This window comes from Flavobacterium sp. AC274 (genome assembly GCF_979258275.1).
In genome coordinates this window covers 4,098,337-4,114,431 of sequence record NZ_OZ409852.1, presented here as the reverse complement: position 1 = coordinate 4,114,431, position 16,095 = coordinate 4,098,337, and the positions used below count along the sequence as shown (strand labels likewise).

Sequence of the window (16,095 nt, the reverse complement as noted above, 5' to 3'; positions counted from 1 at the left end):
GGGAAATAACTCACTCAAAACTAAGAAAATGAAAAAAATCTTTGCATTATTGTTATGTTTGCTGGCCTTAACCGCGGTCACGGGACAAACAACAACTTCGAGTATTAAGGGTATTGTAAAAAGTTCAACCAACGAACTATTGCCTGGTGCTAGTATATTAGCCATTCATACTCCGACTGGGGGTAAATATTCTGCCGTTTCAAATGAAGATGGAAGGTTTAATATTTTGAATATGAGAATTGGAGGACCTTACAAAATTGTTGTAACTTTTGTGGGCTTTCAAGATCAGGAATATAATGATATCTATCTTGATTTAGGAAAACCATTTAATATAGATGTTCTGCTTGCAGATGCGAGCCAGGCGCTGGAAGAAGTAAAGGTTGTTGCTAAAGACAAGGTTTTTAAAAGCGGAAAAACAGGTGCCGAAACTACAATTGGCAGAAGAGAATTAACGGCACTACCAACCATTTCAAGATCTGCAGAAGATTTTACACGTTTGGAGCCAACTGCTAGCGGCGGATCTTTTGGAGGAAGAAATGATCAGTATAATAATTACTCTTTAAATGGTGCGGTATTTAATAATCCGTTTGGTTTGGATGCTGCAACTCCCGGAGGGCAAACGGGCGCTCAGCCTATTTCATTAGATGCGATCGAACAAATTCAGGTGGCAACCGCTCCTTATGATGTTACTTTATCCGGATTTACTGGAGCTTCTGTAAATGCAGTTACAAAATCCGGAACAAATGAGTTTCATGGTACTGCATATGCTTTTTACAGAAATCAGGATCTGACCGGCGATAAAATTAAAGGAGAAAAAATATTTGTGCCAACATTAGAACAAACTCAGGCAGGTTTTAGTTTAGGAGCTCCTATTATTAAAGATAAATTATTCATTTTCGGAAATTTTGAAATTGATAAAAGAAGCGATTTAGGTTCAAATTTCGTTGCGAATAATAATGATGGTGTTACAGGAATTAACGAATCAAGAGTTTTGGAATCTGATTTAATTGCGGTTTCTAATGCTTTGGCAGGTTTGGGATATAATACAGGAGCTTATCAGGGTTTTATTCATGAATCAAACTCAAATAAAGGAATTATTAAAGTCGACTGGAATATCAGCGATAATCATAAATTGGCGGTTATTTATAATTTCCTTGATGCTTCAAAAGATAAACCTGCGCATCCAACAGCTCTTGGTTTTAGAGGACCGAATGCTTCAATTTTACAATTTCAAAATTCCGGATATCAAATTAATAATAACTTAAGTTCTTTTTTAGTTGAATTAAACTCAAAATTCAGTGAGAAAGTTTCGAATAAGTTTCAGGCAGGATATTCGCATTTTAATGACTACAGAGTTCCGTTCTCTGTTCCGGCTCCTGTAATTAATATTCAGGATGGAGCGGGTTCTAATTATATTATTGCTGGTCATGAACCATTTTCGATCAACAATACTTTAGATCAAAAAGTAATTCAAATCACCGATAATTTGACTTATACAGTTGGAAAACATGCTTTTACTTTTGGAACTTCTTTTGAAAAATTCGGATTTAAAAATTCATTTAATCTGGGTGGTTACGATAACTTTGGAAATCCGAATGGTTATGCGGGAACTTTTTTCACTCCCTATTTCACAACACAAGATTTCTTAAATGATGCTGCTCAGCCTTATGCAACCAGTATCATAGCGCAAAACCTTCAATATGCTCAGGATGTTTTTAATACCAAAAGTAACTTTGAAGTAGGTACTGATGGTGGATGGAAACTGGCGGAATTAAATGTAGGACAATTGGCCTTTTATGCACAGGATGATATTAGTGTAAGTGATGATTTTAAATTGTCTGTAGGTTTAAGAATTGATAAACCGTTGTATTTTAATACAGCAGATTTGATTCAGAAATATATAGATACTGATAATGGAGGTTCTAGAAGAGATAATAGTATTGATTATTATAATCCGCAGACAGGTCAGGCTGTTAAATTGATTTCTACAGATTTACCAAGTGATAGAATTCTTTGGTCGCCTAGAATTGGATTTAACTGGGATGTAAAAGGCGATGCTACTTCTCAACTTCGTGGAGGATCTGGGATTTTTACAGGAAGAATTCCGTTTGTTTGGTTAGGAAACCAGGTTAGTGGTGCCGATGACAGTTTCTTTCAAATTATGGATCCGGATTATAAATGGCCACAAGTCTGGAGAAGTAGTTTAGGATTTGATCACAGATTTGAAAGTAATTATATTGTAACAGTTGATTTATCTTATAATAAGGATATAAATGCGGTTCAGGTTCAAAACTGGGGCTTAAAACCGCCAACCGGAACTTTAGCTGGTGTTGACAACAGAGCCATTTATGTTGCTGCAGATAAAGGAGCAAACAATGCTTATGTAATGACAAATTCTGATAAAGGAAGTGCTTTTAATGCTTCTGTTAAATTGCAAAAAACTTTTGAAAACGGTCTGTATGCAAGTGTAGCTTATAATTATTTAAAATCTAAAGATGTAAACTCTATTGAAGCTGAAATTACGGGAGATGCTTTTTCTTTTAATCCTGCATTAGGAAATGTAAATACTGCAGCGCTTTCGAATTCTAAATATGGAGATAATCATCGTTTTATAGGGGTTGCATCTAAAAAATGGAAATACGGAAAAGATAAATGGGCTACAACAGTTTCAACTTTTCTGGAATATGCTCAGGGCGGACGTTTTAATTATACCTATGGAGGAGATATTAACGGAGATGGTTCAAGTGTTAATGATTTAATTTATATCCCTACAACTACAGAAATTGCAACGATGAATTTTAGCGCTCCAGGACAAGGAGAAGCTTTTGATAAGTTTATTTCTCAGGATAAATATATGAGAGACAGAAGAGGACAATATGCAGAGCGCTATGGGGCAATATCTCCATGGAGAGGAAGATGTGATATTAAATTATTACAGGATTATAATTTCAGGGTTTCATCTGCATCCGAAAAAACGAACACGATCCAGTTTAGTATTGATATTTTGAATTTTGGTAATTTACTTAATTCTGATTGGGGAGTTGTTCAGGTTCCTACGAGTGTTCAGCCAATTGGTGTTACAGTTGCGGGAAACACACCAACTTATACCTTTAATAATACGCAAACCAAAACGTTTAGTTATGATGCCAGCTTAACATCCAGATGGCAGGCTCAATTTGGTATCAGATATATCTTCTAGTAAGTAAAAAAAGTTATAAATTTGCCCTCGCATTTGTGAGGGCTTTTTTTATGGATTAAAATTAGTTATAATCTATTTAAGCTTTTTTAAAGCGTTTAAATCAAAGAAAAAATAAATGAAATACGCAAGATTAACAAAAGAGCAATTTGATGAATTGCACGCAGAATTTGCTAGTTTTTTAGCAACTCAGGCAATTGATAAAGCTGAGTGGGATTCTATTAAAGAAAATAAGCCGGAAGTGGCAGAACAGGAGCTGGATGTTTTTTCTGATTTAATTTGGGAAGGTGTTTTGTCGAGAGCTGAATTTTTAGAGCATTTTTCTAAAAATCACATCTTTTTGTTTCAATGTTTTGAAACTCATGTTCAATCAATAGTATTGAAATCATTAGTTCCGGATACTGATTTTTTAACAAAAGAAGGGTTGCAATGGCTGAGCGATAATATGTTTACTGAAACAATTGAAATGAAAGTAGGTAAGAAAGTTTTTACTGAAGATAGAAATGCCTCAATATTTGAATTAATTCAGCAAGGGGCTTTTTTAAGTGACGGACAACTTTTTAAACAAATTAACACGATTATTGAATCGTAATCGTTGTAGTTAAAATTAAAAAAGGTAAATGGTTGATGTTAAAATATTTACCTTTTTTAGGTTGTTTAACTTTTGTTTAAACTTTTTTGTTTTTTTTACCCCGTATTTTTACCTGTTTTTTTCGAATTGTTTAAAAATGTCATCTCTACACTTGTTATTGTAGGTTTTACTTTTCAATTTTTTGTATTTATGTTGATTTTAAACATGTTACCAAATTAAAAAAGTAATCATAAACTTACATTTTTGTATTTTTACGAAAAAATATGGTTTTATTTATGATTTCTATAACAGTCCTTTTTTTGATTTAATGCCTTGATTTTATTGAGATTTATATCTTTTTTGTTTTTTTGAATTTTAGTAATTTAAAAAAGATAAGAGTTTTGTACTTGTTTTATATTTAGGTTTTTCTTAATTTTAGTAAAGGAAAAAAGTTAAACAAAATGGGTTTGTACTTTTTGAAATAAAAAACAAACAGCAAAGGCATAATTGAATTGGTTAAAAAAAATGAACTTAATTATTGTTTTTGAGGTTGATTAAAAGCTGAAGATTTAATATAAACTTAATTCATTTACTTATGGAATTGAAATTTACTCTTTTTATCAAGTTTGCATTAGGTATTCTTATTCTTCTGTTTTTATTTATTTCTCTTTTGGGTAAAATTCAATTTACTCCAAAATCTATTTTTAATTCATTGGCAAATTTGTTTTATAAATTTAAACATAATAATAGCTTTTTATTTCCAAACCCCAGTAGAGGATTTGTTAATGAACAGCATTGTTGCGTTTCATTTTAAATTCAATGTGTTTTTGCATAAAAAAATCATGATTCAATTTTAGAACCTAAATTCTAAATAAACAAATTGTAGATCGCCTAATCAACTTTCTATAATATTGGATCATACTCTATATTATTAAACTCCCCCGCATTACTTAACCTATAGTTTTCTTTATGAAAATTAGTTCAGGTACAAATCACTCCGTTTGGAAGATTGATTCAGATCAATATTTCCTAAAGTTTTGAGACATCTTTTATTCGTTTGGGATAAAAAGTGCTCTTTAGTATATTTTGATATATACTAAACAATATAATTTTTATAAAATCTAATTTAAAATTTTAGTTAGGTAAGGTTTTAAATTTCGGTTTAACTAGTTGATTATTAATTTTTTTATGATTGCTTAGGCATACGTGCCTATCGCAACAGGTGTTTTATTGTCCATTTTCTAATCTTCCAAATTATGAAAAAATTCTTTACTTTTTGTAATCTCATCTTCCAGAAGAGATTGTTAGGACTACTTTTTTTATTACTTCTATGTAATAATGCATTTGAGCCGACCTTTTGTAAACCAGCATCAAATACGAATAGTATTTCTGGTGTATGCATTGGTTCAAGTGTAACGAACTCTACAGATGCCTACGCGAAAGATGTAGGCTTAACATTATTCGTTGTGGATAAAAATTCTCTTTAGTGTATTTTGATATACGCAATACAATTTTTTACAAAATCTAATTTAAAATTTTAGTTAGGTAAGGTTTTAAAATTTGATTTAATCAATTGATTATTAACGTTTTTTATAATTGCTTAGGCATACGTGCCTATCGCAACAGGTATTTTATTGTCCATTTTCTAATCTTCCAAATTATGAAAAAATTCTTTACTTTTTGTAATCTCCTCTTTCAGAAGAGATTGTTAGGGCTGTTTTTTTTATTACTTCTATGTAATAATGCATTTGGACAAACCTTTTGCAGACCAATATCCAACACTAATAGTGTTTCCGGGATCTGCCTTGGTACAAGTGTAACTAACCCTACAGCGGCCTACGATAACGACGCAGGCTTAACGACATTTACAACTCTGAGTACAGTCGTCGGAGTATTGTGTTCTGCTCAGGAAACTTTGGTTCTCAATCAAACAGCAAGGGCAGGCGATCAAATTGTTTTGTATGTTGGTAGTGGTGCAGGTTTGCTTAATCTGTCCTTATTATCTACAGGTACAATTCAGCCTAAATTGAACGGTACAAATTCCGGAACTGCAGTAGCGATAAATAATCCGCTGCTGAATCTGGCATTATTACCGGGAAACACTATTGGAGTATTAAGATATACGCTAACAGGTGATACCAATCAGGTTCAAATTCAGTTAGGAGGCTTAGTAAGCGTGCTGACTGATTTAAGAATTTATGATGTTCGTTTAGAATTTGCTCCTCCAGCAGTAACAGGAGGTTTAAATCAAACGATTTGCTCTGGAAGCTCAACTACATTAACAGCTACTCCGGCTGCCGGAACTACAGTAGCATGGTATAGCTCACCAACTTCGACTACAGCTTTGGCAACTACAAATTCTTATGCTACGCCAGTTTTAACTGCTAATACTACTTATTATATTGGTGTTACCAGAGCAGCGGGCTGTGAAGGAAATGAACGTGTACCTGTTGTAGTGAATGTGTCAAATCCTGTTGCTCCTGCGATTAGTACAACCGGTACGGCAATTTGTTCGACTGGTGCAACACAACAAACTACATTATCAGTTGTTAACCCAATTCCGGGAACGACTTACAATTGGTATAATGTAGGTTCGGGAGGTGTGGCTTTAGCTTCAGGAATTACTTACTCTCCAACTGTTCCTTTGGGAACTACAAGTTTTTATGTTGAGGCTGCAATAGGAAGCTGTTTGAGCCCTGCAAGAACTCAGGTAGATGTAATTTCGAATGCTGTTCCTGCTCTTCCAACGGTTTTAACGCAAAGTGTTACTATTCAATCTGGACAAAATGCTACATTAACCGCGGCAACTCCTCAGGCGGGAGTTACATTAAATTGGTATGATGTTGCAACAGGCGGAACGGCACTGGCTATAAATACTCCAACTTATACAACTCCGGTTTTAACAGCAACAAAAACTTTTTATGTTGAAGCTCAAAGTGCGGCAGGAAACTGCGTAAGTGCAACAAGAGTTCCTGTAACAGTAACAGTTATACCATCAGCTTTAGGAGGATGTTTAGAAGCCGGCAGTCAGCAAACACTTCAAAACGGTTTATGTTTGCTATGCAGCAGTACGAATCCTAATAACTCTGTTGACGGAAATAGCGCAACAGCAGCTAGACTTACGATTCCCGTTGGTTTAATTAACGGATGGGTTCAACAGACCTTACAATTTAATAATCCTGGCAAAGCGGGCGATATTGTTGATGTAGAATTAGAATTGCCTGGCGGACTTGCTGATCTTCAATTATTAGGAGCGGTTAGTTTGGCAACTTATAATGGAGCAACTTATAATAATGACAGAATATCAGTTACGAATCCGCTGGTAACTTTACAATTATTATCAGGTGATCGTTTTAGAGCCAGTGTAGTTGCAGGTGCTAATTTTGATCGTGTTGAAATTCGATTAGGAGGTTTGGCAACTGTTTTAACAAGTTTAGATATTTATCAGGCAACTTACAGATACAAAGCACCAACTATTACAGGAAATACAACTATTTGTAGTGGGCAAACAACCACCTTAGTTGCGAATATCGCAGTTGGTGAAACTATTAATTGGTATAGTGCAGCAACTGGCGGTTCATTACTTGCTAGTACCGCTGCTTATACAACACCAGCTTTAACAGTTCCAACGACTTATTATGTAGAGATCGCAAGAAATGGCTGTGTTAATAGTGAGCGTTTTCCGGTATTAATATCTATTGATAATCCGATTGCTCCGGTTATTTCCGCAGGCGGTACAACAATTTGTAGCGGTCAGACGACTGTATTAAATGTCGATACTCCAGTTGCAGGAACTGTATATACTTGGTATGATGCAGCTTCAGGCGGAAACTTATTATTTACAGGAAATTCTTTTACAACACCGAATTTAACTGCCAACACAACTTATCATGTTGAAGCCGGAATTGGAAGTTGTTCAAGTGCCATCCGTACTTCGGTTACTGTAACGGTTAATCCGTTACCGGCAACACCAATAGCGGCTTCGTCCAGTGTAATTATTCAATCAGGGCAAACTGCAACTTTGCAAGTATCAAGCCCGGATTCTAACGTTACATTTGATTGGTATAATGTACCAACTGGAGGAACAGTATTACCTGCCGGAACAGGAACAGCTACTTATACGACTCCTGTTTTAACGGCAAATCAAACTTATTATGTAACTGCCAGAAATACAACTTCAACTTGTATTAGTAGTACCAGAACGGCGATTAATGTTATAATAAGTAACACTGTAAGTACTTGTTTGCAGGTAAATGCCCAGGTAACTTCAAGAGGTGGACTTACGGGATGTTTATTATGTGGTTCGGCAAATGAAGGAAACTCTATTGATGCGAATTCTGCAACAGCTGCAAATCTTTCAGTTCCTCTTGGGTTAGTAAATGATTACATACAACAAATGCTAACATTTTCTACGGCAGGACACGCGGGCGATATTATAGATGTAGAATTAGGAATTCCAGCCGGAATTGTAAATGTAACTGCTCTTTCTTATATTAGCTTAAGAAGTTATAATGGAGTAACTCCAAATGCTGATCAGGTTAATATTGGATCATTAATTGATGTTCAATTATTATCATCTACTCGTTTAAAAGCTAGTTTTGTGGCAGCAGGACCTTTTACAGCTGTTGAAGTTAGACTGGGTGGCGTGGCTACTTTATTAACAAGTTTAGATATTTACGGAGCTTCTTACAGATTCAATCCTGCAACAGTTACTGGTGCTGCGTCTTCAATTTGTAGCGGACAACCGGTAACTTTAGCAGCTAGTTCAACAGTAGCAGGTGAAACATTTACCTGGTATGATGCTCCAAGTGCAGGAACTCAGCTTTCAGCTACAGCATCATATACTACACCAAATTTAACAGCAACAACAACTTATTATATAGAAGCAACACGTGACGGAGCTTGTACTAATAGCGTTCGTCAACCTGTAACGGTTACTGTGGCGCCATTTGCAACTGCTGCAGATGTAACGATAGTAAGTCCGCAGGAAGCTTCATGTGCTGGAGAAGTTACATTATCTCCTACATCGCCTTTGGCAGCAGCGCAATTTAGATATTATACAGATCAAAATAAAACACAGGAAATTATAACAGGAACTTCTGTTGCAGCGCAGCCGGGAGTAACTTTTACAAAAGATCCAACAACCGGAGCATTAGCAATCGCAGGTTTAAATGCTGCGGGAGCTCCTTATAATTATTATGTTTCTGTTTCAAACAGTGCAACTTGTGATAATGACATCAATACTTTAAAACAAGTAGTGGTTAATTTTCCAACAGTTACACCTTTAGTAGTAATTGGTACACCTTTAGTAGGTTGTGGTACTGTAAATTTAGCAAATGCCATTACAGGTTTTGATACATCAGGAAACACAACATATACTTTTTATGATCCATCAAATAATGTTTTACCTGCAAATGCTGCAGCAAATATAAATACAAGTGGTGTTTACTCAATTCAGGCTCAAGGTAACGGTGTTACATGTCCATCTGCTATTTTACAAGTAACAGTGACTATTAATCCGTTGCCAAGTTTGGTTGTAACACCTTCAATTTCAGTAAATGTAGGAGCTACAGTAGCATTAAATGCAACATCAGACGGAACTTTGGCCTGGTTTGATCCACAAGGAAATCCTGTAGCCGGGCCACCGTATACAACAGGTGTTTTAAATACTCCCGGCATCTATACTTATACAGTAGTTGCTACAAGCGCTTTAAACTGTACAGTTACAGGAACGGTTTCTATCAATGTTATAGATCCTGCTGCTTGTCAGTCTTTAACCGAAAGAGTTTATGCTACTGCACAGACTTCCGGTTCGATTGTAACAGGAGGGGTTTCTAACGGAATAAATGCCGTTGACGGAAATCCGCAAACATTTTCGACTATTACAACAGGATTAGGACTTTTAGGAGTTGGTACAACCTGGCAAACTTTAACCTGGCCTGCAAATATTGCAAAAGGAACTCCGGTTACTATTAAATTAGGATCTGAGTATAGTGCAGTTGCAGTAGGACAAAACCTATCAGTAGTTGGAACTTTGAACGGAGTTGATATTGGACCTTTACAATCTGTTTCGGGATCATTATTAAACTTATTGTCTGGTGATAATAGTTTCGAATATACTTTTGTTCCGGCAAATGGTTCCGGACCTCAGGCTTATAATGGAGTGAGAATTCAGTCGGCTTCTTCTTTAAGTGTTGCACAAAACACAAAAGTATTTGATGCTTATTACAATATATCTGTTCCAACAGTTACCTGCACACCTGGAGATATTCAGGATATTTATTACGGAGCAACAGATTTAGGCCTTCCAATAGGAGCATTAACCGCTACAGTTGGAGTTGCTGATTCATTTAACGTTGCTGATAATGATATTACCACTTTTGCAACAATGTATAGCGGAGTTGGTGCTTTGGCTGCAGCCGATTTAACAGTAGCCTTTAAAACACCGGCAATTGCAAGTGATACATTAAGAATAGTGGTTTCAAAACCAGGTGTTTTATTAGATGTTAATTTATTGACAGGATTTAGTATTCAACGTTACTTGGGTAATGTTGCAGTAGGAGCTCCTATTCAAAATACAAGCACACTTTTAAGCGTAAGATTATTACCGGGAAATACAATGTCAATGGTACTTGTGTCTTCTCAGCCAGAGCCTTACGATCGCGTTAGAATTCGTTTTGGAGGAGTTGCAGGAGTTTTAGAATTCCTTAGAGTTCATACTGTTGAGCGTGTAGGAAATACAAAAGTCATAGGCAGCGATCTTAATAATAAAGTAACAGTTTGTCCGGGATCACCTGTCACACTGCAAATTCCGGCCGATGCCTGTTCTACTTATAAGTGGTACGATTCGCCTACGGGAGGTTCTGTAGTAGCAACGGGAGTTACTTATACAATTCCAGGCACATTGGCTGCAGGAATTTATAAATACTACGTACAGCCTGTTCGTTATGGTTGCGAAACTTTTGCAAGAGGAGAAGTTACTGTTGAGGTTAGCGCTTCAACTCCTGAAAATGCTTTAACAGATATTACGTTAAACGGAGCTCTGACAACTTCAATTTGTTCTCCAACAGGAACCGTAACTTTAGCAACGAGCGTAAGCGGAACAGCAACCTTAACAAATCCAATTTACTATTGGTATAGTTTTGACGGAACAACAGCTCAGTTAATTCCAGGAGAAACAACTCCACAATTAGTTGTGACTGGTTTAGTGCCCGGAACATATACTTATTATGTAGGAGTTAGTTCAGATGAATTTTGTCAAACTGCTGAAGCAGACAGAAAACAAATAACATTTACAATATTGCCTCCATCAAATGAAACTGATATTTCAGTTGATGATATAACAGTTTGTCATGATGTAGCTGCGGTATTGACACCAACAGCACCTACACTAACAAATCCGGTATTTACATGGTATTTAGATAATGCTAAAACACAACCAATTACAAATGGAGCTGTAATAAGTGGAGCAACTTATACAATTGATGCAGCCGGAGTTTTAACAATCACAGGTTTAACCCGTGCTGTAAGTCCGATTACTTATTATGTGGGCGTTTCAAGTGATACAACTTGCGAGAACATTGCAGGAACACTTCAGGCTGCTACTGTAATAATAAACGATCCGCTTACACCAACCACAACAGATGATACACAAGATTTCTGTTTGGTAAATGCGCCAACAGTTGCCAATATTCAGGTAAACGAACCAAATGTAGTTTGGTATAGTACCGCAACAGGCGGAACAGCGATTCCTCCAACAACAGCTTTAACAAGCGGTGTTTATTATGGAGCTATTCTAGATCCTGTAACCAATTGTGAAAGCTCAGTTCGCTTAGAAGTTACAATAAACGTAAGTGATCCTGGCACACCAACCACTACAGACGATACACAGGATTTCTGTTTGGTAAATGCGCCAACGGTTGCCAATATTCAGGTAAACGAAGCCAATGTTGTTTGGTACAGCACTGCAACAGGCGGTGTAGTAATTCCATCAACTACAGCTTTGTCAAACGGAATTTATTATGGAGCTATTCTAGATCCTGTAACCAATTGTGAAAGCGCCGTAAGATTAGCAGTAACAATTACAGTTACAGATCCATTAACACCAACCACAACAGATGATACTCAGGATTTCTGTTTGGTAAATGTGCCAACGGTTGCCAATATTCAGGTGAACGAACCAAATGTAGTTTGGTATAGCACTTTAACAGGCGGAGTGGCAATTGCGCCAACCACCGCTTTGGCAAACGGAATTTATTACGGAGCCATTTTAGATCCTGTAACAGGTTGTGAAAGTTCAGTTCGTTTAGCAGTAACAATTTCAGTTACGGATCCGGGTACACCAACCACAACAGATGATACACAAGATTTCTGTTTAGTGAATGCGCCAACAGTTGCCAACATTCAGGTAAACGAAGCAAATGTAGTTTGGTATAGCACTTTAACAGGCGGAGTGGCAATTGCGCCAACCACAGCTTTGGCAAACGGAGTTTATTACGGAGCTATTCTAGATCCTGTAACCAATTGTGAAAGCGCTGTAAGATTAGCAGTGACAATTACCGTTACAGATCCGGGTACTCCAACCACAACTGATGATACACAGGACTTCTGTTTGGTAAATGCTCCAACAGTTGCCAATATTCAGGTAAACGAAGCCAATGTAGTTTGGTATAGCACTGCAACAGGCGGTGTAGCAATAGCATCAACTACAGCTTTGGCAAATGGAATATATTACGGAGCTATTCTAGATCCTGTAACAAATTGTGAAAGTGCAGTAAGATTAGCAGTAACAATTACAGTTACAGATCCGTTAACGCCAACCACTACAGATGATACTCAGGATTTCTGTTTGGTGAATGCACCAACGGTTGCCAACATTCAGGTAAATGAACCAAATGTAGTTTGGTATAGTACAGCAACAGGCGGAACAGCACTTGCACCAACAACAGCTTTAGCAAACGGAATTTATTACGGAACCATTTTAGATCCTGTAACAGGTTGTGAAAGTTCAGTTCGTTTAGCAGTGACAATTTCAGTTACAGATCCTGGTACGCCAACTACTACAGATGATACACAAGATTTCTGTTTAGTGAATGCGCCAACAGTTGCCAACATTCAGGTAAATGAACCAAATGTAGTTTGGTACAGCACTGCCACAGGTGGAACAGTCCTTGCACCAACAACAGCTTTGTCAAACGGAATTTATTACGGAGCTATTCTAGATCCTGTAACCAATTGTGAAAGCGCTATAAGATTAGCGGTAACAATTTCAGTTACGGATCCGGGGACACCAACCACTACAGACGATACACAAGACTTCTGTTTGGTAAATGCACCAACGGTTGCCAATATTCAGGTAAACGAAGCAAATGTAGTTTGGTATAGCACTGCAACAGGCGGTGTAGCAATTCCATCAACTACAGCTTTGGCAAATGGAATATATTACGGGGCTATTTTAGATCCAGTAACCAATTGTGAAAGCGCCGTAAGATTAGCAGTAACAATTACAGTTACAGATCCATTAACACCAACCACAACAGATGATACACAAGATTTCTGTTTGGTGAATGCGCCAACAGTTGCCAATATTCAGGTAAACGAGCCAAATGTAGTTTGGTATAGCACTTTAACAGGCGGAACGGCAATAGCATCAACCACAGCTTTGGCAAACGGAGTTTATTACGGAGCCATTTTAGATCCTGTAACAGGTTGTGAAAGTTCAGTTCGTTTAGCAGTAACAATTTCAGTTACCGATCCTGGTACGCCAACTACTACAGATGATACACAAGACTTCTGTTTGGTAAATGCATCAACGGTTGCCAATATTCAGGTAAACGAAGCTAATGTAGTTTGGTACAGCACACCAACGGGCGGAGTTGCTATTGCGCCAACCACAGTTTTAGCAAGCGGGGTATATTACGGAGCTATTTTAGATCCGGTAACCAATTGTGAAAGCGCTGTAAGATTAGCAGTAACAATTTCAGTTACGGATCCGGGTACACCAACCACAACAGATGATACACAAGATTTCTGTTTGGTAAATGTGCCAACGGTTGCCAATATTCAGGTGAACGAGGCAAATGTAGTTTGGTATACAACTGCAACAGGCGGTGTAACAATTCCATCAACTACAGCTTTGGCAAACGGAATATATTACGGGGCTATTTTAGATCCTGTAACTAATTGTGAAAGCGCTGTAAGATTAGCAGTAACAATTACTGTTACCGATCCATTAACACCAACCACAACAGATGATACACAAGACTTCTGTTTGGTGAATGCACCAACAGTTGCAAACATTCAGGTAAACGAGGCAAATGTAGTTTGGTACAATACTGCCACAGGTGGAACAGCAATACCAGCTACAACAGCTTTGGCAAACGGAGTTTATTACGGAGCAATTTTAGATCCTGTAACAGGCTGTGAAAGTTCAGTTCGTTTAGTAGTAACAATTACAGTTACAGATCCATTAACACCAACCACTACAGATGATACACAAGACTTCTGTTTGGTAAATGCAGCAACAGTTGCCAATATTCAGGTAAACGAAGCCAACGTAGTTTGGTACAGTGCCGCAATAGGCGGAACAGCACTTGCACCAACCACAGTTTTAGCAAGCGGGGTATATTACGGAGCGATTTTAGATCCGGTAACAGGTTGTGAAAGCTCAGTTCGTTTAGTAGTAACAATTACAGTTACAGATCCAGCTACTCCGACGACAACAGATGATACACAGGATTTCTGTATTTCTAATGCGCCAACAGTTGCCAATATTCAGGTGAACGAAGCAAATGTAGTTTGGTATAGTACATCAACAGGTGGAGTTGCAATTCCATCAACTACAGCTTTGGCAAACGGAATTTACTACGGAGGAATTTTAGATCCGGTTTCAGGTTGTGAGAGTACTTCAAGATTACTTGTAACAGTAACAATAAATAATCCTACCGCAACACCAACAACTACAGATGAAACACAGGATTTCTGTTCAATAAATGCACCAACAGTTGCCAACATTCAGGTAAACGAAGCAAATGTAGTTTGGTACAGTACTGCAACAGGCGGAACAGCAATACCAGCCACTACAGCCTTAGCAACAGGAATATATTATGGAGCTATTTCAAGCACCATAGGATGTGAAAACCCTGTAAGATTAGCAGTTACGGTAAATGTAAATACACCAGGAATTGTTACTACAACAGATACAACACAGGAATTTTGTTTATCAGCAGCGCCAACAGTTGCTAGCATTCAGGTAAACGAGCCAAATGTAATTTGGTATGCTACTGCAACAGGAGGAACTCCATTAGCAGCAAATACAGCACTTACTGCAACGACCTATTATGCAACAACGGTTAGCAATACAACAAATGGTTGTGAAAATGCGACACGTTTAGCAGTAGAGGTTAGTTTCATAAATGATGCTTCATATCAAATTACGGCAAGTGACGATACACCATGTGTTTTCCAAGGCGTAACCTATTCAGTAGCAAATGGAAAATCCGATTATGTTTGGTCAATTACAAGCGGAACCGGAACGATAACTGCTGGTGGAGGAACTTCAGACGGATCAGCAACAATTTCATGGGGAGATGTTGGTACAGGAACAGTTTCCGTAACCTACACCAATACATGCGATGAAACTACTACAAAAACACTAAATGTAACAGTAGCGACATGTTCAGATCTTACGATAACGAATACAGTTAGTAATCCTACTCCTAATTTTGGTGAAGAAATAGTATTTACAATAACAGTTAATAATGTTGGCGAAGGAACTATTCTCAACACAATTGTTAGTGATTTAATTCCTAGTGGATATGAATTAGTTTCAACTTCTACATCAAGCGGAGTGTACGATCCTTTAACCGGACTTTGGACAATTCCAACTTTGAATGCAGGAGAAAGCGAAACACTAGAAATCAGAGTAATTGTGATGCCAAACGGTGAATATACAAACGTATCAACGATCGAAATTTCAACTCCTTTAGATGTTGATCCAACAAACAATACGGCCTCAGCTTTTGTAGAACCAGTTTGTTTAACGGTTTACAATGAGTTCACGCCAAATAGTGACGGAGCAAATGATCTTTTCAGAATTGATTGTATCGAATCATATCCAAACAACGAATTAAAAGTATATAACAGATATGGTGCATTAGTATACAGCAAAAAACATTATGAAAACGATTGGGACGGAACAGCAAATGTATCCGGAGTTATAAATAGAGGAGATATGTTGCCAACAGGTACTTATTTTTATGTGATAGACATGGGAGACGGAAAGGTTAAAAAAGGATGGTTATCTATCATGAGATAAGCACCATAATTA

The 16,095-nt window shown here is 37.2% G+C and carries 3 protein-coding genes; all 3 read left to right on the top strand.

Annotated elements, in window-relative coordinates; all coding sequences use genetic code 11:
- The first annotated feature begins 28 nt into the window (after positions 1 to 28).
- The 3 genes from ACZZZT_RS18610 (at position 29) to ACZZZT_RS18600 (ending at position 16,083) form a co-directional block, all read left to right on the top strand.
- Positions 29 to 3,199: a TonB-dependent receptor gene (locus ACZZZT_RS18610; protein ID WP_463461498.1), complete on the top strand. Its 3,171-nt coding sequence runs from the start codon at positions 29 to 31 to the stop codon at positions 3,197 to 3,199.
- 115 nt (positions 3,200 to 3,314) lie between these two features.
- Positions 3,315 to 3,788, top strand: coding sequence for a DUF6495 family protein (locus ACZZZT_RS18605; protein ID WP_042564341.1), 474 nt, complete (start codon positions 3,315 to 3,317; stop codon positions 3,786 to 3,788).
- 1,639 nt (positions 3,789 to 5,427) lie between these two features.
- On the top strand, positions 5,428 to 16,083 hold the full coding sequence (locus ACZZZT_RS18600) for an Ig-like domain-containing protein (protein ID WP_463461497.1): 10,656 nt from the start codon (positions 5,428 to 5,430) through the stop codon (positions 16,081 to 16,083).
- Positions 16,084 to 16,095 lie beyond the last annotated feature (12 nt).